The sequence below is a fragment of the Mycobacterium sp. NGS22 genome, from assembly GCF_059813095.1.
This window is the reverse complement of record NZ_JCALDY010000019.1, coordinates 44916-67875: the sequence shown is the minus strand read 5'-3', so window position 1 is coordinate 67875 and position 22960 is coordinate 44916. Positions and strand designations below refer to the sequence as shown.

The window sequence follows — 22960 nt, the reverse complement described above, 5'->3', positions numbered from 1 at the left end:
GCCTAGTGCGGCGGTTCGATCGGCAGGGTCGGGCCACCGTAGGGGGTGGGAATCGTGTAGCGGCCCCGCGGGGTCGGGTCGGTCCTTCGGCCCAGATCCGCGCCCGGGGGCGGGCCGGCGGTGTCGTCGCCGGCCGGACGCGGTGCGTTCTTCGCGGCCCGGATCCCGACGCCCGGATCGTCGTCCCGGCAGTAGGTGTACATGAACGGTTCGTAATAGTCTGCGGCAGAAGGCGGATAGGCCGGCGTGCCGTAATTGCACGCGTAACGGGGGTACAGCTCGGCCGTCGCGAACACGCCGTGATCGTGGAAGGCGCTCGCCACCGCGTCCAGCACCGACCCCCGGTAGTCGGGGAACAGCGCATTGAGTGCGGGCACTCGCAGATACAGCAGTTGGGAGGCGGTGGCCAGGCTACCCAGCAACTGCACCATGGTCTCGGAGTTGTCGGTGAACAAGTTGTCGATCGCCGCCAACGTCTGCGGTGACCGATCAACCAGGCGCCGATACCCCGCCTGCATTCTGGCCACGCCTGCCAGCGTCCGATTGAGGTCGACGGTGGCTGCGGCCAATCCGGCGTTCTTGTCGGCTGCCAGCGTCAGCACCACCCGGCTGTTCTTGAGGACGCTGACCGTTTCGGGCAGCACCGAATCGAGTGTGGACAGCAGGAACGTCCCGCCGTCCACGATGGCAGCCAGCTTGCCGGGGCCCTCCTTGCTCATGCTGAGTTCGCGCTTGATCAGTTCGATCTTGTGCGGGTCGGCCTGGGCCAGCAGGCCGTCGGCGTCGCCGAGCAACTGCGCCAGGCTGACCGGAACGGTCGTGTGGTCGAGCCCGATCATGCTGCCGTCGTGCAGGTACGGGCCGGCGTCGGATTCGGCTTGGAAGTCGATGAATTGCTCTCCGGCGGGGGACAGCGCCGACACGTGCGCCACGGCCGACGCGGGCACCTTCACCGTGCCGTCGATGCTGGCGATGGCGTTGACGCCGCGGTCGGTGAGTTGCAGGGAATCGACCCGACCGATCCGCACCCCACGCATCGACACGTCCTGATTGGGCAGCAGTCCACCGGATTCGGTCAGCTGCAACGTAATTCGGTAGGACGACGCGAAAGGCTTCACCCGCAGCGCGCCGATCAGCAGATAGGTGGTCGCGACGACCAGGATGAGCGCCAGACCCGCCACCGACAACCAAACCTGTCGGCGGTGTGCGGCCCGTACCGCGCGGACCACGGTGCTCGAGGCCGAGGAGATCACGGCGGTGGTCCCGGAGAGAGCGGACCGGGCGGGGCGGGCAGGATTCCAGCCGGGATGTTCGGGTCCGGTATCACCGGCAGCTGGGGCGCGTCGGGTCCTCGCCCGACAACGCGTTCCTGCAACCGCCACAACGTGTACTTCAGCGTCCCGATGAACTGATTCCAGGTGAACCTGTTGGGTCCGTGCAGTCCGCGATCGCCGGGGAATCCGATGTCGGGTATCGACCCCAGGACCAGTTGGTCGAGGCTGATGTGAACGGAAATCGAGTTCCCGGCAGTGGATTTGATCAATACCGGCAGCAGCCGGTTCAGCGCCAGCAGGCTGGTGTCGGGGCTTACCGCAACGTCGTTGGCGGCCCCGGCGACCGTGTTCAGGTCGCGGATCACACTGCGCCCGCTGGTGTCGGTGCCCCCCAGAGACGGGAACCTGGACAACAGCCGGCTGGTGTCGCCGAGTTGCACCATCATGTTGGAGAGTTCCGTGGTGTTGGCGGACAACGCGTTCATCGCCGGGTTGGCAGCCGTCATCAGCTCGGTCAGCTTCTGATTCTTGGCGTCGAGTTGCTCACTGAGGCTGGACAATTCGGTCAACGCGTCGGAGATCTGCGCGGAGCGTGAATCCATGGTGCCGAGCAACTGGTTGGATTTGCGGATCAGGTCCCCGAACGCGTGTCCCTGATCGCCGGTGGCTCTGCCGAATCCGTTGATGATGTTGGTGAAGTTGCGCACCGCGCCGCCGTTCACCAGGATTGCCGCCGAACTCAGTACCGACTCGACGGTCGCCGCGGCCGCCGTCGACTCCAGGCCGATCGTGTCGCCGTCCTTCAACATCGCTGTGGCCGGGCGGATCTCGGCCGGCGGCCGGACGGAGACGAATACATCGCCGAGTGGGGTCGCGGTGCGCAACTCCGCGGTGCTGCCCGTCGGCAGCAGGACACCCTCACGGATGCGCAGCGTCGTGACCGCGCTGTAGTTGCGCGCGACCATCGATTCGACCTGTCCCACGTCGGCGCCGGCGAGTTTGACCTTGGCGTTCATCGGCAGGTTCAGCGCATTGGAGAACACCGCGGTGAGCAGGTATCCGCCCGACCCCATTCCCGGGGCCGGAAGCGGAAGGCTGGCAAGGCCGTTGGTGGCACATCCGGAAGCGGCGATCGCCACGGCGGCCAGCGCGGCGGCGGTCTTCCCGCGTGCGCCGGTCACTTCTGCCCCATCGCGGCCAGGCCGTCGAGCACATAGGTCAGACCGAAATCGGGTCCGAAGTCCTGTATGGTCCCGGTGCTGCAGCCGAGTTGTCGCAGACCCATCAGGTTGCAAATCTCTTTGGTCATCTGGCTGTCGAAGATCATCCGGTCGGTCAGGAAATGCGCACGCACGGCCCCGTTCTCGCGGTCGATCATGTTGTAGGCGTTGTCGGCCAGCAACGGAGCCACATCCAGCGTTTCGGCCAGGCCACGCCGCTCGTCGACCAGCGTTTTGGCCAGCACGTTGCCGTTGAGCAGGGCTTGACGGAGGGTGGCCCGATGGGCGTTCAGCAGGTCGTTGGCCCGCTGCATCAGTTGGTCGAGCTTCCGGCCGGTGCTCCCCCCGCCGATGTCCTCGTCGGCCAGGATCTGGCTGAGTTGATGGATGGTCGAGGCGAATTCGCGCAGCTTGCCGTCGTTGGTGGCGGCCGCGTTGAACAGCGACGCCAGGTTCTTGACGATCGTGGTGACCTGGGCGCGGGTCTGAGCGCCGTCATCGCTGCTCAACCTTAGAGCCTTGGACAGCTCCTCGAGTGCCCCTTTGATTTTGGTGCCGTTGCCGTTGACGACTTCGGCGCCGCCGTTGATCACGTCGGCGATCGGCCCGCCGCCGTGGCCGTCGCCTTCCAGTGACTTGGTCACCTTGTTCAGGACGGCGAGCACGCGGCTGAACTCGACGGGCGTCTTGGTGCGGGTCAAGCCGATGGTGTCGTGGTTGGCCAGCACCGGACCGCCGCGGTAGGGCGGGGTGAGCTCGATCTGCCGGTCGGTCAGGATGGACGTCGACACCGTCACCGCCTGGACGTCCGCCGGGACGGTGACGTTCCGGTCGACGGTGAACTGGACTTCGACGTAGCCGCCCTTCGGGACGATCTTGGTGACCTTGCCGACCGGCATGCCCAGCACGGCGACCACATTGCCCTCGTATAGTCCAGTGGCGCTGTCGAATTGAGCTGTTACCGTGATCGGCTCCGGCTTGGTGAGGTACCACCATCCGACGCCGACGGTCGCGATCACCGATGCCACGACGGCGACGAGAGCGATGACCCGGCCGGTCATTTGCAGTCCTTGAAATAGGGGATCATCCCGAATTGCTGGGCGCGGCCGCTGATCGCGCACATCCACGAGTCGATGAGTAGGGCGTTGGGGGCGTTGAAGCTGACGGCATTGGCGTCACCGCTGAGGTTGGCGGCCTCGCGCACGAAGATCGGGGTGACCTGCAAGATGTTGCGCAGCAAGTCGTCATGTTGGGCGACCAGCGCGGTGAAGTCACGCGTGTCGTTGAGCAGGGTGTCCACCCCCGCCCGATCGTCGACCACTATCTGGTTCATCATGTCGACGACATTGGTCAGGGATCGCATCATGGCGTGAAAGACCGCCCGACGGGCCACGAACTGCCCCAACAGATCCTGTGCCTGATTGACCACAGTGCCGAGGCTGCCTTGTTGCCGGCGCAAGGTATTGGTGACCTGCTCGGTGCTTCTGAGTAGTTGGCCGAGTTGGTCACGCCGCTGGCCGATGATCGTCGAGAGCGAATCGATGTTGGCCATCGCCTGTGGTACCACCGCGGGCAGTCCCTCGAGTTGCTTGCCCAGCACCGCCAACGACTGCGCGAACCGATCCGAGTCGACCTGCTCGAAAGTGGTTGTCGCGTCGTGCAGTGCGGCTTGCAGATCGTAGGGAACGTCGGTGTGCGCCAGATCGAAGGTGTTGTGGGCCAGAGAACCTGAGCCGTTGGGTTCCAGCGCAAGGTAGCGCGAACCCAGAATGGTGGTGACCCGGATGGAAGCCTTCGAGTCCTTGCCCAGCGCCACGTCGTCTTTGATCTTCAAGCCCGCTTCGACATGGTCGCCGACCAGCTTCATGCTGGTGACCTCGCCAACCGGGATGCCCGCCACCGTGATCGGGTTTCCCGGCCGCAGCGCGGCCGCCTGCAGAAATTCCGCGGTGTAGTGCCGGTAGCCGGCGCCGAGCGCGTGCACCAGAAGCAGTGCGCCGATCAGCGCCGCGACCACCGCGACAGCGATGGACCCCAGCCACGTCTTGCTGTAGGTCTCCAGCGGGCGCCGCCTGGGCGGACCGAGTCGCCGCCGCGCGGTTGGCTCACTCATCGCCGACGTTCCGGCACTTGGGTGTGTGCTTGGCTTTGTTTCCCGGCGTTGCCGCGTTGACGATGATCGGCATGACGTCGTTGAGGCCCGGGAAGAAACCGAACGCGTTCACGTCGCACAGGTAGGCATTCCCGAACGCGCCCTGATTGCCGACGCGGACCAGGCCTTTGAGCAACAACGGAACGTTGTCGCCCAAGAAGGCCAGTTGCGGTTCGATGTCGAGCATGTGCCGGGTGGCACCGGGCCGACGGTCGATGAACTCGCGCAGCGCCGGGTAGTCCTCGTCGGCGATCGTGGACAGGTTCTGCAACATGCGCGACATGGAGCCCATCGAAGCCACCAGCTCCGGGCGTCGCCGGTCGAGGGCGTTCACCACGTCGCGGGTCTGGGTGAGGACACCGTCCAAGCTGGCATTCTGCGCGGCGAGGTTGACCACCACCTTGTTGAGATTGGTGATGACGTCACCGAGTGCCTGGTCTCGCCCGGCGAAAGTCTCGGTGAGCGTTGATGTTTGACTGATCAGGGTGGCGATCGAGGAGGTGTCGCCCTGCAGCGACTCCAGGACGCCCTTGGTGAGGTTGTCGGCGTCGCGCGGGTTCAGCAGACTGAAGAACGGCTCGTAGCCGTTGAGCAGCGCGGTGACGTCGAACGACGGTTCGGTGCGTTCGAGGGGGATGGTGCTGCCCGGCGCGAGTTGTACGCGGCTGTTGCCCTCGGTGCCCAGGGACAGACCGAGATAGCGCTGCCCGACGATGTTCTGGTACGTCACCGAGGCCACGGTGTTGCCGAACAGGTGCTGATCGGTTTGCACCACGAAGGAAACCTTCGCGAGTTTTCCGCTCAACTCGACCTTTTCGACCCGGCCCACCCGCACCCCGGCCATCCGCACGTCGTCACCGTCACGAAGCCCGTACACGTCGGTGAACATCGCCGAATACTGCGCCGTCGTGCCGCCGACGTCGCGGCGCAGGCTCACATACACCATCCAGGTGAGGGCCAGCGCGACGACCATGAACAGGGTGAGGCCGATCAGGGGGCCACGAAACTTCACTTGGCCTCCCCGGTCGGCGGTTGACGAACCACGGACACCGTGGTTCCGCGAGCAACGGGTCCCAACAACAGTTCGGTGGCGGCGGTGGCGGGCCGACCGGTGATCACGCCCAACATCGTTCGCTCGTAGTCACTGCCGACCGGCCCGACGTTGCCACCGAAAGATGACGGCGTCACCGACCCCGGCGCCGGCGGCCCGAGCAGGGGTGGCGGCGCAACCGGGCCATGCGCCGGCGGTGACGGGTCCGGATCGTCCGGATTGGCATCGGTGCGAACCGGTGGTGACGGGGAAATGAAAGGCGGCAGAGCGGGATTGGGGTCGGCCAGGCTCGGATTCGGGTTGATATACGGCGGCCCCACAGCCACCAGGTTGCCGTCCGGTCCGATGACGGTTCCGGGGGGTGGCGCCAGACTCTGGGGCGGATGGTAGTTCTGCGGGAGCAGCACTTCGGGCAGATCAGGCTTGTTGGGAACCAACGGCGCGGTGAAACAGCTGGGTCCCTTCAGTTCTCCGTAGCGCGGACAGTCGGCACGGGTGTAGGCGAAAGTCTGGGTGAACGACAGCCTGGCCCTCATGTTGCCGACGCCCAGCACCGGGTCCCAGACTTCCTGCAGGAATTTTGTGGCCAGGTTGTCCAGCTTGATCACCGCGGGCACGAAGTTGTCCGACTTCAGCGCCAGGATGCCCAGCACCGGCGTCAGGTCGGAAGAAATCCTGATGAGCTGGTCCATGTGATGGTCGAAGGACTGGTGCACGGTGCCCATCGTGGAGTCGGCGCCGGTGAGCAAATTGGTCAATTGCGCGCGTGTTTCGGCGAAGGTCCGCATCGGTTCGACAGCCTCGTGCAGCGCGTCGAGCAGGTCGGGGGCGGTTTCCCCAAGTCCCCGCGCCGCGTCCAGAAGCGCCGACACCGTCGAGGGGCCGGCGTCGGTGCTGACGATCGAATTGAGTTGGTCGAGAGCGCGATTCAACTGTGTTCCGCTGTTGAGCAGGGCGACTCTGCGGTTATCGGTCGCGGCCCCCAGCGCCGCGAGGATGCCCACAGATCTGTCGTCGCGGCCGCGCCCAGCCGCGGCCAGCAGGTCGCGCAACTTGCTGACGGTGGTCTGGAACAACACCGTCGGCAGGTTCTTGTCTTCCGGAATGTGCGCGCCCGGCCGGATAATGGCTCCCGGGCCGGTTCCGACCAATTGGACGGAGGACACCGCAAAGACGTTGCTGGGAACCACGCGAGCGGTCACCGCGGCCGGAATCGACTTGGCGTATTCGGGTTTCAGGTTGATCTGGACGAAGTTCGGCTTACCGTGCGCGGCCGGCACCACGTCGTCGACCATGCCGACGAGCACGCCGTGATATTTGACGTCCGACTTCTGCGGCAGACCGTCGCCCACGTTGACCAGATCGGCGATCACCCGGATGTAGTCATCGAGGCGGCCGGTGGACTTGAACAACAGTCCCGTGGTGAGCAGGGCTGCCACCAGAACCACGGCCACCCCGCAGCCGAGCAGCTGCCGATCAGTCGGGCCACGTCCGTCGACGTCAAAGGAATTGGGCTGGTTCTTCAACCTAGCCACCGAACCTTGCGCCGGAGTCGACTCCCCACAGCGCCATCGTGAGGAGCATGTTGACCATGATCATCACGGTGATGCTGGCCCGCATACCGTGGCCCGCCGCGACACCGACGCCCTCGGGGCCGCCGCTGGCGTAGAAACCGTAGTAACACTGGATGGTCGCGGAAATCCAGACGAAGATGATCGCCTTGAACAGCGAGTACAAGATGTCCTGGCCGGCCAGCATCAGCGAGAAGTAGTGCAGATAGGACCCGGTGGAGCCGCCGCTGCTGATCTGCACCACCACCTGAGTGGTGAGATAGCCGATGGCCAGACACGCGGCGTAAAGCGGGACCATCGCGATCACCGAGGCGATCAACCGGGTCGTCACCAGATACGGAATGGGCCGTATCGCAATCGATTCCATCGCGTCGATCTCTTCGGCGATGCGCATCGATCCCAGCTGCGCGGTGAACCGGCAACCGCCTTGCATCGCGAACGCCATCGCGGCCATCAGCGGTGCCAGCTCCCGGGTGTTGACCAGTGACGACACGAACCCGGTTGCGGGTCCCAGCCCGAGCAGGTCGAGAAAGTTGTACCCCTCGATGCCCACCAGCGCACCCACCGTGACGCCCAAAACGACTGCGACACCGGCGGTCCCGCCGCCCACCACGATCGAGCCGTTGCCCCAGGTGATGTTGGACAGCAAGCGCAGGAACTCGCCGTTGTAGTGGCGCAGGGTGAGCGGGATGGCGGCCAGGGCGCGGAAGAAGAAGACGAGCATGTGGCCCAGCCGGCTGATCGGTTTCGTCGTCCTGCGGTAGGCGCGAAGTAGCCGGGTGCTGATCGGCGCCAGCGGCAGGTACGGAGAGGCGGTCATGTCACAGCCCCGTCCTGGGCGACAACATGATGTAGAGCTGGCTGATTGCGACGTTGACGATCATCAGCAGCAGGATCGATTCGACCACCGCGGCATTGACCGAGTTGGCCACACCGGTTGGTCCGCCCTTGGTGGACAGCCCTTTCTGGCTCGACACGATGGCGACGATGGCGCCGAAGATGACTGCTTTGAGCAGCGCGAGGATCATGTCGCCGGTGGTGGCGAAGGAGGCGAAGGTCGACACGAAGCTGCCCGGGGCGCCGTCCTGGAAGTACACGTTGAACATGTAGCTGGCGAAGAACCCGACGAAGCACACCACGCCGGTCAGCGCGACACCGATCATGATCGCGGCGGCAAGTCGCGGTACCACCAGGCGCCGGATCACCGAGACCCCCATCACCTCCATCGCGTCGGTCTCTTCGCGCATGGTTCGAGAACCCAGGTCGGCGGTGATGGCAGAGCCGACGGCCGCCGCCATCAGCACGGCGGCCACCAGGGAAGCGCCCTGCCGGATGACCGCGAGGCCGCTGGCCGCCCCGGCCAGCGAGGTGGCGCCCACTTGACCCGCGAGCAGCGCGAACTGAATGGACAGGGTGACGCTGATCGGCAGCGACACCAGGACGGTCGGCAGCACGGCGGTGCCGGCCATGAATGCGCCCTGCCGGACGAATTCCTGCCACTGGAAGCGGCCGGTGAACAGATCGATGAAGAAGTATTGGATTGTCCGCACACCGAGGACGAACTGTTCTCCGACCGTCCGCAGCGACGCCACCGGGTGGCGGTCGACGTACCCGACTCCCCACTCTTTGATGGCGCCGACGCCGTCGTCGCGCACCGGGGGATCGTGTTGGAGAGTCATCTCAACGTGCCCGGCAAGACTCTGAGCAAACCCACAGCATTGTCATCGCGGGTACAAATCCGCATTCATTTGCGCTCTTTCCACCAGTTGCGTTGCGAGTGCCGAGCAGAAGGGATCGAGCGGCGTCAAGCGAGCCCTGCTGTGGTAGGGGTGCCCGCGGTCCCGCAACTCTGCAGCTCAGTCGGGTTCGCGGTAACACGCTAGCCTAGTTGATAGGCACTTTCAATAGTGTAGTGTCAGTCACTTGACTCCAGCGTTGGATCGCACGATCGTGTTGGAAATGCCCGAATCGCGAAGGTGATCGCATGTCCACAGCAAACACCGATTCGCTACGGGACCGACGCCGCGCAGAGCTGCTCTCGCAAATTCGGCACACCGCGCACGACTTGTTCGCCGAGCGTGGGTTCGACGTCGTGACGACCGAGGACATCGCGGCCGCCGCCGGAATCTCGATCAGCACCTATTTCCGGCATGCGCCGACCAAGGAAGGGCTTCTCGTCGACCCGGTCCGGGAGGCGGTCCGGGAGATCGTTGTGTCCTACAGCGCCAAGCCGGCCGATGAATCGGCGGTGAAGGCGTTGATCGACCTGTTTGTCACCCATGCCGAAAACGCCAGCGATCTCAACCTGGATACCTGGCAGCGAGCCGTCGCGACCGCCCCCCATCTGCTCCGGAAGACATCCCTGGTGAGCGACGAGGATCAACAGAAGTTCGTCGAGCACGTCGCGGCCCGGATGGGCGTTGACGCGTCGGTCGACATCCGGCCCGCGCTGCTGGTCCACACGAGTTTGGCGACGGTCCGATTCGTCATCGACCGGTGGCTCACCGCGGACAACACGCCGACGTCGCCGATGCACGTCGAGATGGAGAACGCGTTGCGGATTACGTTGGCCGGTTTCGAATAGCGGTTGACCTCACGCCTGTCGGAGAGATCTAAGAAGTCGGCGGGCACCGGAGGTCCGACCGGTCTGGTGCATGAGGTCGGAGGGCGAAAACGCCCTCTGACCTCTTGGGGTGGCTGACGGGGCTCGAACCCGCGACATCCAGGATCACAACCTGGTGCTCTACCAACTGAACTACAGCCACCGTGGCCGCGGACTAACGCGGCGACGTCGATGTTAACCGCTGGAATGCTCGTCGGCCGAATCGATGGTCTCCAACGCGTCCGGTTGGCCGTCGAGTCCGGCGACCGCCGCGGCGATCTCGCTGGTAGAAGGCCCGGGGAGGGGTACGAACGCGGTTCGCCGGTAGTACTGCAGTTCCCGGATGGACTCGTGGATGTCGGCCAGCGCGCGGTGCGCCAGCCCTTTGGGCGGCTGCCCGAAATAGATCCGCGGGTACCACCGCCGGCAGAGTTCTTTGATGGAGCTGACGTCGATCATCCGGTAGTGCAGAAACGCGTCGAGAGCGGGCATGTCACGCGCGATGAAGGATCGGTCGGTGGCGATGGAGTTACCGGCCAGCGGCGCGGTCTTGGGCTGTTTGACGTGCTCACCGATGTAATCGAGCACCATCGCTTCGGCAGTGGCGACGTCGACGGTGGACGCCTTGACCTCGTTTGTCAGCCCCGAGCGCGCGTGCATCTGCGCGACGACGTCGATCATCGACGACAGCGCGGCCTCCTCGGCGTGAATCACCACGTCTATTCCGTCGCCCAGGATGTTCAGTTCGGCGTCGGTGACCAGTGCGGCGATCTCGATCAGCTTGTCCGAGCCGAGGTCGAGCCCGGTCATCTCGCAATCGATCCACACCAATTCGTCGCGCACAACGCCCAACATTAGGCGCATCGGGGCTCTGACCTCGTCGGCCCCCGGCAAGTAGGGTGATCCTGCACGGGCAACTACCGGGGAAAAGGGGCGCGGCACCGATGAGCACCGAATCAGAGGCAGGACCCGCGCAGCGCATTTCCGCTGGCTACGCCGTACAAGGTCAGGCACTCGAGCTGGGCACCGTCGTCGTCGACGGCACGGCGGACCCGGCCGCACAGATCCGCATCCCGCTGGCCACGATCAACCGCCACGGCCTGGTGGCCGGGGCCACCGGCACCGGAAAGACCAAGACGCTGCAGTTGATCGCCGAGCAGCTCAGTGCGGCCGGGGTCCCGGTGTTCATGGCCGACGTGAAGGGCGATCTGTCGGGTCTGTCCCGTCCGGGGGAGAGCAACGAAAAGACCGCGGCGCGCGCCAAGGACACCGGCGACACCTGGGAGCCGACGGGTTTCCCGGTCGAGTTTCTGTCGCTCGGGACCGGCGGGATCGGCGTGCCGGTGCGCGCAACCGTGGCCAGCTTCGGGCCCGTCCTGCTGTCGAAAGTGTTGGGGCTCAACGTGACTCAAGAATCGACGCTGGGACTGATCTTCCACTGGGCCAAGGAGAACAACTGGCCCCTCGTCACCCTGAAGCAACTGCGCGAGGTCATCAGCCACCTGACCAGTGAGGGCGGCAAGGCCGACCTGAAATCCCTTGGGGGAGTGTCGTCCACCACGGCAGGCGTCATCCTGCGCGCGCTGGTCAACCTCGCCGGCGAGGGCGGAGACACCTTCTTCGGCGAGCCCAAACTCGATCCGGACGACCTGTTGCGCGTCGAAAACGGTCAGGGCGTAATCAGTCTGCTCGAGTTCAGCGGTCAGTCGCTGCGTCCGGTCATCTTCTCGACTTTCCTGATGTGGCTGCTGGCCGACCTTTTCGCGCAGTTGCCCGAAATCGGCGACGTAGACAAACCCAAGTTGGTCTTCTTCTTCGACGAGGCACACCTGTTGTTCGCCGACGCGTCGAAGGCTTTCCTGGAACAGGTCGAGCAGACGGTCAAGCTGATCCGCTCCAAGGGGGTCGGGGTGTTCTTCTGTACCCAGTTGCCGACGGACCTGCCCAACGACGTGCTGTCTCAGTTGGGCGCCCGCGTCCAGCACGCGCTGCGCGCATTCACCCCCGACGACCAGAAGGCGCTGAGCAAGACCGTGCGCACCTACCCGAAAACCGATGTCTACGACCTCGAGTCGGCGTTGACGTCATTGGGGATCGGCGAGGCCGTCGTCACCGTGCTTTCTGAAAAGGGTGCGCCTACTCCCGTCGCCTGGACGCGGATGCGGGTGCCCCGCTCGCTGATGGCGGCGATCGGTCCGGACGCGGTCCACGAGGCGGCCAAGTCGAGTTCGTTGCAAAGCAAGTACGGTCAGACGATCGAGGCGGCACCGCCGCCTTCCCCGGGCCCCTCGGCTGAGCAAGCTCGCGTGCCTGACTATCCGCCGGTACCAACGGATTACGAGCTGCCACCCATGCCGGCTCCGGTCGAGCCCAAAGGTCCCTCGATGTGGGAGGAAGTGTTGAAGAACCCCACCGTGAAGAGCGGGATCAACACGGCGATCCGCGAAGCCGTCAAAGGCATCTTCGGCACCGGTCGGCGGCGCCGGAAGTAGGCCTATCCGCCGCCGAGCTTCTTGTAGAACGCCCCGACGATCGGCGCCACGATCGCGCGTGGAGCATATCCGCTCGCCACCGACATCGCCTTGGACGTCAAGCCGGGAACCACACGCATCTTGTTGCGCTCCAACGCATCCAGCGACAGTTGAGCGGTGTGCTCGGTGGAGATCCACAGAAAGTCCGGCACCAACTTCTCCACCAGCGACGCCTCCTCCTCCGCGGGCAGATCGGTGCGCACCGGGCCCGGGGCCAGCAGTGTCACGTGCACCCCGGAATTACGCAGTTCACCCCGCAGCGATTCGCTGAACGTATTGGCAAAAGCCTTGGTGGCGGCGTAGGTGGCGTTGTAGGGAATAGGCGAATTCCCCGCTGCCGAGCCGGAAATCAAGATGCCGCCGGCCCGTCGTTCAATCATGCCCGGCAGCACCGCCAATGTAAGGTCATGCACCGCAACGGCATTGAGCTGCACCTGTGCTTTCTCGCCGGCGGGGTCCAGCGATGCGACCGGACCAAAGGTGGCGGTGCCGGCATTGGCGCACAGGATCGAGATCGGCCGCGCGGCCAGTTCCTCGCACAGCGCCGCGCGGTCGGCCGGGTCGGCGAGGTCGGCGGGTCGCACCTCGACGGCGACGCGGTATTTGTCCACCAGACGGGCGGCCAGCGCGGTGAGCAGTTCCTCTCGTCGGGCGGTGACGATCAGACTGTGGCCGCGCGCGGCCAGTTCGGTGGCCAGCGCCTCGCCGATGTTCTGTGACGCTCCGGTGACAACGGCGCGCGCGTCGGGACTGGGAGCGGGTATCGGCATGGGTTGATCGTAGCCAGCGCGCAACGACCGGATGCAACACGCATAGAGTGCGGTCATGGGTGACTCGGAGCGCGGTTCGGCCGCACGTCACCAGCCCGTCACCGACACTGAAAATTTGCAGAAGAAGTTCGAGGGCGGGCCCGCAGAGACTCAATCTCGGCAAACCAGCCAAGTCACCGTCCCGCGCTCGCGGGTGGTCGCTTGGGCCATGTGGGACTGCGGTCAAACCGGCCTGAGCGCTATCACACCGACGTTCGTGTTTTCGGTGTACTTGACGGCCAGCGTGGCAGAAGGCACCACACCGTTGGGTGCCTCGCCGGTGAGTTGGCTGGCGCGCGCCGGAGCCGCCGCCGGCGTGCTGATCGCGACGTTGGCGCCCCTGATCGGAGCGTGGGTCGAGTCACCGCGTCGACGGCGATTGGCCCTGGCCGTGCTGACCGGCATGGCGGTGGTGTTGACCTGCTCGATGGCGTTGATCCGGGATGAGCCGGGCTACTTTTTCGCCGGGTTGGCGCTGTTGACGGCGACCGCCGCATGCGGTGACCTGGCCAGCGTCCCTTACAACGCCATGCTGCGTCAGCTCTCGACGCCGCAGACGGCCGGTCGCATCTCGGGCTTGGGCTATGCGGCGGGGTATATCGGCACCGTCGTGCTGCTGATCGTGGTCTATCTGGGCTTCGTGTTCGGCGACGGTGACCGTCGCGGTTTGCTACACCTGCCCATCGCCGACGGAGTCAACGTCCGGGCAGCGATGCTGCTGGCAGCCGCCTGGCTGGCGATCCTGGCCCTGCCGCTGCTTCTCGTCGCCCACCGCCTCCCGGACGCGGGCGCGAACCCCCACCCGTCCACAACCCTGCTGGGTAGCTACCGCAAGCTGTGGACCGACATCACCTCCGAGTGGCACCGCGACCGCAACCTCGTCTACTTCCTGGTGGCAAGCGCGCTGTTGCGGGACGGACTGGCGGCGGTATTCACCTTCGGTCCGGTGTTGGGCGTCAAGGTCTACGGCGTCCCTAAAGGTGACGTGCTGATCTTCGGCGTTGCCGCGTGCGTCGTGGCCGCGATTGGTGCGGCGGTGGGAGGGTTTGTCGATCACCGAATCGGATCGAAACCGGTCATCGTCGCTTCTCTGATCGCCATCCTCACCGCCGGGATGGCCATGCTGGCCGTGTCCGGCCCACTCGCGTTCTGGGTGTGCGGGTTGTCCCTGTGTCTGTTCATCGGGCCTTCGCAATCCTCTGCGCGCGCCCTGTTGCTTCGGTTGGCGCAACACGGCAAAGAGGGTGTCGCCTTTGGTCTTTACACGATGACTGGCCGAGCAATGTCATTCATTGCCCCGTGGTTGTTCTCCGTCTTCGTCGACGTATTCGCCGCGGATCGGGCCGGTTTGGGCGGCATCGTCGTGGTGCTGCTCGCCGGACTGGTGGCGATGTTCTTCGTGCGGGTGCCGCGACCGCAGTCAGAGCGGGGCGTCGCAGATGGTTAAACCCTGGCCGGTGCGCTGACGAACCTGCACTCCGGCCACGGTCACCGAACAGGTGACGTTGTGGCCGATGTTGACGATGGTGACGCTGGCCGGATGAGTCGCCGACGTGGACAGGCTCACCTGTTTGGTCCACGGCAGCGTGACGTTGAACTCGGTCTGGATGAGATCGCCGGTGTCCATGTACATCACGCTGATCGCCCGGCCTTCCCCGGTGACGCTGTAGACCACGGACTGCATCGTGCCCGGCACGGTGGCCGTGGGCGGGACCGTGGTGCCTGGCTCGGTCGTGGTGGTCCGCGGCGGCCTGCGAGTGGTCGACGGGGGCGCCGTCCGGGTGGTCGGCGGCGCGAAGGTGGTGCTGGGCCCGGGCATCGGGGGCAGCGGTTCGATGGCGGTCTGCTGGGTGTCCGAACTGTTCGTGACGACCAGCGCGATGACCAGGCCGATGACGAGCAGCACCGCGGCGCCGGCCACAAACCACAGCCAGCGCGGCGATCCCGGCGGCGGGGTGCTTCCCGGCGGCTCGTCGGACGGCGGCTGGTCTTGTTGCCAATACTGTGACGGCAACTGTTGGGTCGGGTTCGGTGGGTAGGCGCCCGGCGCCCACGGCGAGCCTCTGCCGCCGTAGGCGTACGGCATCTCGTCGGCGTAGGCCGGGTAATCGATCACCGAATCGGCGGCATCCTGCGGAGACGCCGAATACCACCCCGGCTCAGGGGGACCGAAATTCTGGGTGCGGCGTGGCTCGTTCATGTCCACTTCGCAGGGTACCTGGGCACGGCGAAGGGGGCTTTGACCGCGCTTCAGCGAATGCGCACTACAGATCGCCTGCCGTCAGCGCCGCGAGCGTCATCGCCCGCATGACGGCGCGGGACCGAAGCACCCGCGACGCCTTGGTATCGGCCGACTTCATGCTGTGCGGCGTCGAGTTCAACAGCCCGAAAACGGCGTGCGCCATCAACCGGGCATCGGCCTCGGCGAGTTCGGGGTTCAACTCGCGCAGCACGCCCACCCAGATCTCCACGTACTGCCGCTGGGCTCTGCGCACCTGCCGCTCCGCGGTGGCCGGCAGGTGGGCGAGATCACGGTCCTGGATACGGATCAGGTCCGGCTCGCCCAGGGCGAAGTCCAGATGGAAGTCGATCAGACCGTCCAGCGTCGCCGAGGCATCGGCGCCGCGGTCCGCCACCGCGCGGGCACCGGCAAGCAGTCGGGCGCTGATCCCGACCAACAACTCGACCAGCAGCGACTCCTTGTTGGGGAAGTGACGATAGATCGCCGGACCGCTGACGCCGGCAGCTGCGCCGATGTCTTCCAGGCGCACCGCGAGGAAACCCCGTTCGGCGATCAGTCTCTCGGCGGCGGCGAGCAGTTGCAGCCGACGGTCGGATTTCAACTGGCTGCGACGATTTGGCGCCTCAGGTGGACCGGGCTCCCCGTCCGGGGCGGATGCTGCCATGACGGCCCTCCTGGACATGTCGGTTAATCGTCACTAACGTAACACCCGATTACCGGCCGGAGGGACCGTGACAACCACCGACGCCGCAGACCGCAATCCGCTTTCCTACGAACGTGGCCCGAACACACCTGCGTTGCTCGGGACCACCATCGGCGCCAACCTCGCGGCTACCGCGGACGCCTTCGCGAGTCGTGAAGCGCTCGTCGACGTCGCCGCGGGCCGGCGGTGGACCTACGCCGAACTATCGGACGTCGTACGGGGTTTGGCGACGGGACTGTTGCAAGCCGGCATCGAAGCGGGTGATCGGGTCGGCATCTGGGCGCCCAACCGGTGGGAATGGGTGCTGGTGCAATACGCGACTGCTCACATCGGCGCGATCCTGGTGACCATTAATCCCGCCTACCAAGCGCGCGAATTGGAGTATGCGCTGAGGCAGTCCGGTGTGCGGATGGTAGTTGCCGCACCGGGTTTCAAAGGTGCGGACTACGCGCAGATGCTGGCCGACGTAGCGCCCGACTGTGCCGTCACCATCATGGGCAGTGATCGCTGGGACGAGTTGGTTGGTGCCCAAGCCGACCCGGCCGCGCTGGACGCGAGGACCGCGCTGCTGACACCGTCCGATCCGATCAACATCCAATACACCTCGGGCACAACGGGATACCCGAAAGGCGTCACGCTCAGCCATTGCAACATCCTCAACAACGGCTACCTGGTCGGTGAGCTACTCGAGTACACCGAACACGATCGGATCTGTATCCCGGTGCCGTTCTACCACTGCTTCGGAATGGTGATGGGCAACCTGGCAGCCACCAGTCACGGTGCCTGCATGGTGATCCCGGCACCCGGCTTCGATCCCGCCGCCACCTTGCGCGCGGTGCAGGACGAACGGTGCACCAGCCTCTACGGGGTGCCGACGATGTACATTGCCGAGCTTGGGTTGCCGGACTTCACCGACTACCGGCTGGACAGTCTGCGCACCGGGATCATGGCCGGATCCCCTTGTCCGGTCGAGGTGATGCGCATGGTGATCGAGCGCATGCACATGCCCGGGGTGTCGATCTGTTACGGCATGACCGAAACGGCCCCGGTGTCGACTCAGACGCGCACCGACGATTCGTTGGAGCGGCGCGTCGCGACGGTCGGGAGGGTGGGGCCGCATCTGGAGATCAAGGTGATCGACCCGATGACCGGTGCGACGGTCCCCCGTGGGGAGGCGGGGGAGTTCTGCACGCGCGGCTACTCGGTGATGTCGGGCTATTGGAACGACCCGCAGAAGACCGCGGAGGTCATCGACGCGGACGGGTGGATGCACACCGGCGACCTGGCGTCCATGGACTCCGCCGGATATGTGCGGATCACCGGACGGATCAAGGACATCGTCGTCCGTGGCGGGGAGAACATCTCCCCGCGCGAGATCGAGGAGTTCCTGCACACGCATCCGGACATCCTCGACGCCCACGTCATCGGGGTGCCCGACGAGCGCTACGGCGAAGAACTCATGGCGGTGGTCACGTTGCGTGCGGGAGCCTCGGAGCTGACCCCCGAGCGGCTGCGGGAGTTCTGCGTCGGCAGCATCGCGAAGTTCAAGATTCCCCGCTATGTCTGGGTGGTCGACGAGTTCCCGATGACGGTCACCGGCAAAGTCCGCAAAGTCGAGATGCGGCAGCGCGCGATCGAGCACCTCAGTGAGCGGGAATAGCCCCTGCCCTGCCTTTACCCGCTGCGCAGGGAAATGGTATTCTCACCGTTTAGTTAATGATTATTAACTGAAACCGGAGGGCGCTGCGGTATATGGACAAGGTGGTGGCGACCGCTGCCGAGGCGGTGGCAGACATAGCCGATGGGTCGTCGCTGGCCGTCGGCGGATTCGGGTTGTGTGGCATTCCGGAGGCGCTGATCGCCGCCTTGGCCGACAGCAGTGTGACCGATCTGGAGACGGTGTCCAACAACTGCGGCGTCGACGGCATCGGGCTGGGGATTCTGTTGGCGAACAGGAGGATTCGCCGCACCGTCTCGTCCTATGTCGGGGAGAACAAGGAATTCGCCCGCCAATTCCTGTCCGGCGAGCTCGAAGTCGAACTGACCCCGCAGGGAACGTTGGCCGAGCGGCTGCGCGCCGGCGGGATGGGCATTCCCGGCTTCTACACGCCGGCCGGGGTCGGCACCCAGATTGCCGACGGTGGACTGCCCTGGCGCTACGACTCCTCCGGCGAGGTGGCGGTGGTGTCACCGCCCAAAGAGACCCGCGAGTTCGACGGCGTGACTTACGTTCTCGAACGGGGGATCCGGACCGACTTCGCGCTCGTGCACGCCTGGAAGGGTGACCGGCTGGGCAACCTGGTGTACCGCTACGCCGCGGGCAACTTCAACCCCGAATGCGCGGTCGCCGGCCGGATCACCATCGCCGAGGTCGAGGAACTCGTCGAACCCGGCGAGATCGATCCCGCGACGGTGCACACGCCGGGCGTTTTCGTGCAGCGCGTGGTGCATGTGCCTGATCCCGAGAAGCGGATTGAGAAGGAGACGGTGCGGTGAGCGTCCATGACTTTGCCGAGCGCTGCGCTGGCGTGACGCTCGGCGCCGAACGTCACGCTAACGTGACGGACGCCGAAGGGGAGGGCGCCAAGTGACCTGGAGCAGAGACGGCATGGCCGCCCGGGTGGCTTCGGAGTTCGAGGACGGGCAATACGTCAACCTGGGGATCGGGATGCCCACCCTGATCCCCAACCACATCCCCGACGGCGTGCATGTCGTGCTGCACTCAGAGAACGGGATCCTCGGCGTCGGTCCCTACCCGCGTCGCGAGGACGTCGACGCCGACCTGATCAACGCCGGCAAGGAAACCGTCACTACGCTGCCCGGCGCCTCGTTCTTCGGCTCGTCCACCTCGTTCGGGATCATCCGCGGCGGGCACCTGGACGTGGCAGTCCTTGGCGCCATGCAGGTTTCGGTCACCGGCGACCTGGCGAACTGGATGATCCCCGGCAAGATGGTCAAGGGCATGGGCGGCGCGATGGACCTGGTGCACGGCGCCCGCAAGGTGATCGTGATGATGGAACACGCCGCCAAGGACGGCAGCCCGAAAATCCTGGAGCGGTGCACGCTGCCGTTGACCGGCATCGGGTGTGTCAACCGGATCGTCACCGAACTCGCGGTCATCGACGTCCGCGACGACGGCCTGCACCTGATCGAGACCGCCCCGGAGGTGTCGGTCGAAGAAGTCGTCGCGAAAACGCAGCCGCCGCTGAACCTTTCGGATCTGGTGACACAGTGACCACAGTGACGGCCCCGTCGTTCGCCGACGAACACCACCGGCTGGCGGCCGAACTGCGCGAAAAGCTCTCCGCTGTCGCTCTGGGCGGCAACGAACGTGCCAGGGAGCGCCACGTCAGCCGCGGCAAATTGCTCCCGCGCGAACGGGTGGACCGGCTGCTCGACCCGGGCAGCCCGTTCCTGGAACTGGCCGCCCTGGCCGCCAACGGCATGTACGGCGATGAATCCCCGGGCGCGGGAATCATCACCGGGATCGGACGGGTAGCCGGACGCGAATGCGTGATCGTCGCCAACGACGCAACGGTCAAGGGCGGCACCTATTACCCGATCACGGTCAAGAAGCATCTGCGCGCGCAGGAGGTGGCGCTGCAGAACCTGCTGCCCTGCATCTACCTCGTCGACTCCGGCGGCGCCTTCCTGCCCAAACAGGACGAAGTGTTCCCCGACCGCGAACACTTCGGGCGGATCTTCTACAACCAGGCGACCATGAGCGCCAAGGGAATCCCGCAGGTGGCCGCCGTCCTCGGTTCCTGCACCGCCGGCGGTGCCTACGTGCCGGCGATGAGCGACGAAGCCGTCATCGTCCGCGAGCAGGGCACGATCTTCCTGGGCGGCCCTCCGTTGGTCAAGGCGGCCACCGGGGAGATCGTCACCGCCGAAGAACTGGGCGGCGGCGATCTGCACTCGAGAGTTTCCGGGGTGACCGACCATCTGGCCGAGGACGACGAGGATGCGCTGCGAATCGTGCGGGGGATCGCTGCCACCTTCGGTCCGCGCGAGCCCGCGCCCTGGGAGGTCATACCGACCGTCGAACCCAGGCATGCGCAGACCGAGCTCTACGACGTGGTACCCCCGGATCCGCGGGTGCCCTACGACGTGCACGAGGTGATCCTGCGACTGGTCGACGGTAACGAATTCAGTGAATTCAAAGCCAATTACGGTAAATCGCTGGTCACCGCGTTCGCGCGCATTCACGGCCACCCGGTGGGGATCATCGCCAACAACGGCGTGCTGTTCGGCGAATCCGCGGTCAAGGGAGCTCATTTCATCGAGCTGTGCGACAAGCGTCGGATTCCGTTGCTGTTCCTGCAGAACATCGCGGGATTCATGGTCGGCCGTGACTACGAGGCGAGCGGCATCGCCAAGCACGGCGCGAAGATGGTGACGGCCGTGGCGTGCGCGAGGGTGCCGAAGCTGACCGTGGTGATCGGCGGATCGTATGGCGCGGGCAACTATTCGATGTGCGGTCGAGCCTATTCGCCACGCTTCCTGTGGATGTGGCCGAATGCGCGGATCTCGGTGATGGGCGGTGAGCAGGCCGCGTCCGTGCTGGCCACCGTGCGCGGCGAGCAACTTTCCGCCAACGGCAAGCCGTGGTCGCCGGAGGAGGAAGACGCGTTCAAGGCGCCCATCCGCGAGCAGTACGAGGACCAGGGCAACCCCTATTATTCGACCGCCCGCCTGTGGGACGACGGGATCATCGACCCTGCCGACACCAGAACGGTTGTCGGACTGGCTCTTTCGGTGTGCGCCCAGGCGCCACTGGAGCCGGTATCCTACGGCGTCTTCCGGATGTGACTCATGTTTGAGACGGTATTGGTGGCGAACCGCGGCGAGATCGCCGTGCGGGTGATCAGGACGCTGCGCCGGCTGGGCATTCGTGCGGCTGCGGTCTACAGCGACGCCGACGCCGGAGCGCGGCACGTGCTCGAGGCCGACACGGCGGTGCGGCTGGGGCCGGCGCCGGCGCGCGAGAGTTACTTGAACATGCAGCGCGTGCTGCGGGCGGCGGCGCGGACCGGTGCCGAAGCGATCCACCCGGGTTACGGATTCCTTTCCGAGAACGCCGCTTTCGCCGCAGAATGCGAGCGAGCCGGGGTGGCGTTCGTCGGCCCACCGGCGCGCGCCATCGAGGTGATGGGCGACAAGATCACCGCCAAGAACGCGGTCGCCGCGTTCGACGTGCCGGTGGTGCCGGGGGTGGCTCGGCCGGGGCTGACGGACGACGAGTTGGTCAGCGCGGCGGACGAAGTCGGCTACCCGGTGTTGGTCAAGCCGTCTGCCGGTGGCGGCGGCAAGGGCATGCGGCTGGTCGAAGAGCCGACGAAGCTACGTGCCGCGTTGGTCAGCGCCCGGCGCGAAGCCGCCTCGGCGTTCGGCGATGACACGCTGTTCCTGGAGCGGTTCGTGCTGCGGCCCAGGCACATTGAGGTGCAGGTGCTCGCCGACACGCACGGCAACGTGGTGCACCTGGGTGAGCGCGAGTGCAGTCTGCAACGACGCCACCAGAAGGTGATCGAGGAGGCGCCCTCGCCGCTGCTGGACCCCGAGACCCGGGCGCGGATCGGAGCTGCGGCGTGCAGCACCGCCCGCAGCGTCGACTACGTCGGCGCCGGCACGGTGGAATTCATCGTCTCCGGTGACCGGCCCGACGAGTTCTTCTTCATGGAGATGAACACCCGTCTGCAGGTGGAACATCCGGTCACCGAAGAGATCACCGGCCGCGACCTCGTCGAGTGGCAGCTGCGGGTCGCCGCGGGGGAGAAGCTGGGGTTCGCTCAGGATGACATCGAGCTCACCGGACACGCCATCGAGGCAAGGGTTTACGCCGAGGATCCAGCTCGGGGATTCCTGCCGACGGGAGGTCGGGTACTGCATGTGCGGGAACCCTCCGGCGACGGCGTGCGGGTCGATTCGTCGCTGTTGTCCGGCACCGTGGTGGGCAGCGATTACGACCCGATGCTGAGCAAGGTGATCGCGCACGGCGCCGACCGCGCCGAGGCACTAGCCCGGCTCGACCGGGCGCTCTCGCAGACTGCGGTGCTCGGGGTACAGACCAACGTCGAGTTTCTGCGATTCCTGCTCGCCGACGAACGGGTGCGTGCCGGGGATTTGGACACTGCCCTGCTGGACGAGCGGTTGGCGGACTTCGAGCCGGCACCCGCGCCCGATGACGTGCTTGCCGCGGGCGGCCTCTACCGTCAATGGGCACTGACCGACCGCGCCGGGAGCGAGCTGTGGGCTCAACCGACCGGGTGGCGGCCCGTCAGTCTGGTGGCTCCGGTGCGCACCGAGGTGCAGACCCCGCTGCGCACCGAGACGGTGTCGGTGTGGGGGCTGCCCGACGCGGCGGGCGTGCAGGTCGGCGACGGCGAGGTCAAGCCGGCGACCGTGCAGGTCGGTGAGCACCAGCTGAGCGTGACGATCGATGGGCTGCGCCAGGACTATCACTGGGCCGAGGCCGATCAACATCTGTGGATCGCCGACGAACGCGGCACCTGGCATATCCGCGAAGCCGAGGAACACAAGATCGACCGCACCGGCGGCGAGCGACCGGCCGAGATCCTCAGCCCGATGCCGGGCAGCGTGATCGCCGTGCAGGTCGAGTCGGGTAGTGAGGTGTCCGAGGGCGACGTGGTGGTCGTGGTCGAGGCGATGAAGATGGAACATTCACTGGCCGCACCGATTTCGGGACGGGTGCAGGTGCTGGTGGGCGTCGGCGATCAGGTGAAGGTCGAGCAGGTGCTGGCCCGGCTGGTCCCGGAGACAGAACAAGAAGGCAAGGACTGAT

20 protein-coding genes and 1 tRNA gene are annotated in these 22960 nt (G+C 65.8%); 8 read left to right on the top strand and 13 right to left on the bottom strand.

The annotated features are described in order from the left end of the window. Positions 1-2: 2 nt before the first annotated feature. The 8 genes from AC5Y47_RS18260 to AC5Y47_RS18225 are packed head-to-tail and all read right to left on the bottom strand — an operon-like array spanning position 3 to position 8947. Positions 3-1253 (bottom strand): MlaD family protein, encoded by a 1251-nt coding sequence (locus AC5Y47_RS18260; RefSeq protein WP_499945638.1) that lies wholly within the window; start codon positions 1251-1253, stop codon positions 3-5. Continuing rightward, entirely contained in the window at positions 1250-2455 is a 1206-nt protein-coding gene (locus tag AC5Y47_RS18255) for an MlaD family protein (RefSeq protein ID WP_499945637.1), read from the bottom strand. The genes AC5Y47_RS18260 and AC5Y47_RS18255 overlap by 4 nt, the downstream gene beginning before the upstream one ends. Further along, on the bottom strand, positions 2452-3555 hold the full coding sequence (locus AC5Y47_RS18250; RefSeq protein WP_499945636.1) for an MCE family protein: 1104 nt from the start codon (positions 3553-3555) through the stop codon (positions 2452-2454). Before AC5Y47_RS18250 ends, AC5Y47_RS18255 begins: the two co-directional genes overlap by 4 nt. Further along, a complete protein-coding gene (locus AC5Y47_RS18245; protein WP_499945635.1) occupies positions 3552-4607 on the bottom strand; it encodes an MCE family protein in 1056 nt (351 codons plus the stop codon). The genes AC5Y47_RS18250 and AC5Y47_RS18245 overlap by 4 nt, the downstream gene beginning before the upstream one ends. Continuing rightward, complete coding sequence (locus AC5Y47_RS18240) at positions 4600-5658, bottom strand: MlaD family protein (RefSeq protein WP_499945634.1); 1059 nt, start codon at positions 5656-5658, stop codon at positions 4600-4602. Before AC5Y47_RS18240 ends, AC5Y47_RS18245 begins: the two co-directional genes overlap by 8 nt. Next, a complete protein-coding gene (locus tag AC5Y47_RS18235; protein ID WP_499945633.1) occupies positions 5655-7232 on the bottom strand; it encodes an MlaD family protein in 1578 nt (525 codons plus the stop codon). Before AC5Y47_RS18235 ends, AC5Y47_RS18240 begins: the two co-directional genes overlap by 4 nt. Next, complete coding sequence (locus tag AC5Y47_RS18230) at positions 7225-8088, bottom strand: MlaE family ABC transporter permease (RefSeq protein WP_499945632.1); 864 nt, start codon at positions 8086-8088, stop codon at positions 7225-7227. Before AC5Y47_RS18230 ends, AC5Y47_RS18235 begins: the two co-directional genes overlap by 8 nt. A gap of 1 nt (position 8089) precedes the next feature. Further along, complete coding sequence (locus AC5Y47_RS18225) at positions 8090-8947, bottom strand: MlaE family ABC transporter permease (RefSeq protein WP_499945630.1); 858 nt, start codon at positions 8945-8947, stop codon at positions 8090-8092. A gap of 305 nt (positions 8948-9252) precedes the next feature. Between AC5Y47_RS18225 and AC5Y47_RS18220 the strand changes: the two genes are divergently transcribed. Further along, positions 9253-9852: a TetR/AcrR family transcriptional regulator gene (locus tag AC5Y47_RS18220; protein ID WP_499945629.1), complete on the top strand. Its 600-nt coding sequence runs from the start codon at positions 9253-9255 to the stop codon at positions 9850-9852. Positions 9853-9957: 105 nt separating this feature from the next. Here AC5Y47_RS18220 and AC5Y47_RS18215 read toward each other — a convergent pair. Together AC5Y47_RS18215 and orn are read right to left on the bottom strand one after the other, a co-directional pair. Further along, a tRNA-His gene (locus AC5Y47_RS18215) sits at positions 9958-10033 on the bottom strand. Positions 10034-10065: 32 nt separating this feature from the next. Then, entirely contained in the window at positions 10066-10713 is a 648-nt protein-coding gene (gene orn / locus AC5Y47_RS18210) for an oligoribonuclease (RefSeq protein WP_499945673.1), read from the bottom strand. A 101-nt stretch (positions 10714-10814) separates the two neighbouring features. Between orn and AC5Y47_RS18205 the strand changes: the two genes are divergently transcribed. Further along, complete coding sequence (locus AC5Y47_RS18205; protein WP_499945628.1) at positions 10815-12362, top strand: helicase HerA-like domain-containing protein; 1548 nt, start codon at positions 10815-10817, stop codon at positions 12360-12362. 2 nt (positions 12363-12364) lie between these two features. Here AC5Y47_RS18205 and cmrA read toward each other — a convergent pair whose 3' ends face one another. Then, the gene (gene cmrA, locus AC5Y47_RS18200; protein WP_499945627.1) at positions 12365-13171 is read right to left on the bottom strand and encodes a mycolate reductase; all 807 of its coding nucleotides are present in this window, start codon (positions 13169-13171) and stop codon (positions 12365-12367) included. A 208-nt stretch (positions 13172-13379) separates the two neighbouring features. Between cmrA and AC5Y47_RS18195 the strand changes: the two genes are divergently transcribed. Next, entirely contained in the window at positions 13380-14657 is a 1278-nt protein-coding gene (locus tag AC5Y47_RS18195; RefSeq protein ID WP_499945671.1) for an MFS transporter, read from the top strand. Here the strand turns inward: AC5Y47_RS18195 and AC5Y47_RS18190 are convergent. Both AC5Y47_RS18190 and AC5Y47_RS18185 read right to left on the bottom strand, forming a co-directional pair. Beyond that, complete coding sequence (locus AC5Y47_RS18190) at positions 14631-15410, bottom strand: MmpS family transport accessory protein (protein ID WP_499945626.1); 780 nt, start codon at positions 15408-15410, stop codon at positions 14631-14633. The two genes, AC5Y47_RS18195 and AC5Y47_RS18190, sit on opposite strands and share 27 nt — an antisense overlap. Before the next feature lie 64 nt (positions 15411-15474). After that, on the bottom strand, positions 15475-16116 hold the full coding sequence (locus AC5Y47_RS18185) for an SACE_7040 family transcriptional regulator (protein ID WP_499945625.1): 642 nt from the start codon (positions 16114-16116) through the stop codon (positions 15475-15477). A gap of 67 nt (positions 16117-16183) precedes the next feature. Here AC5Y47_RS18185 and AC5Y47_RS18180 point away from each other — a divergent pair, with 67 nt between their 5' ends. The 5 genes from AC5Y47_RS18180 (at position 16184) to AC5Y47_RS18160 (ending at position 22959) form a co-directional block, all read left to right on the top strand. Further along, positions 16184-17815 (top strand): AMP-binding protein, encoded by a 1632-nt coding sequence (locus AC5Y47_RS18180; protein ID WP_499945624.1) that lies wholly within the window; start codon positions 16184-16186, stop codon positions 17813-17815. Positions 17816-17907: 92 nt separating this feature from the next. Continuing rightward, positions 17908-18651 (top strand): CoA transferase subunit A, encoded by a 744-nt coding sequence (locus tag AC5Y47_RS18175; RefSeq protein ID WP_499945623.1) that lies wholly within the window; start codon positions 17908-17910, stop codon positions 18649-18651. 91 nt (positions 18652-18742) lie between these two features. Further along, a complete protein-coding gene (locus AC5Y47_RS18170) occupies positions 18743-19390 on the top strand; it encodes a CoA transferase subunit B (RefSeq protein WP_499945622.1) in 648 nt (215 codons plus the stop codon). Further along, positions 19387-20967, top strand: a complete 1581-nt coding sequence (locus AC5Y47_RS18165) for a carboxyl transferase domain-containing protein (protein WP_499945621.1) — start codon at positions 19387-19389, stop codon at positions 20965-20967. The genes AC5Y47_RS18170 and AC5Y47_RS18165 overlap by 4 nt, the downstream gene beginning before the upstream one ends. A 3-nt stretch (positions 20968-20970) precedes the next feature. Next, positions 20971-22959 carry an acetyl/propionyl/methylcrotonyl-CoA carboxylase subunit alpha gene (locus tag AC5Y47_RS18160; protein WP_499945620.1) on the top strand — a complete coding sequence of 663 codons (1989 nt, stop codon included), beginning with the start codon at positions 20971-20973 and terminating at the stop codon, positions 22957-22959. The last annotated feature ends 1 nt before the right edge of the window (position 22960 follow it).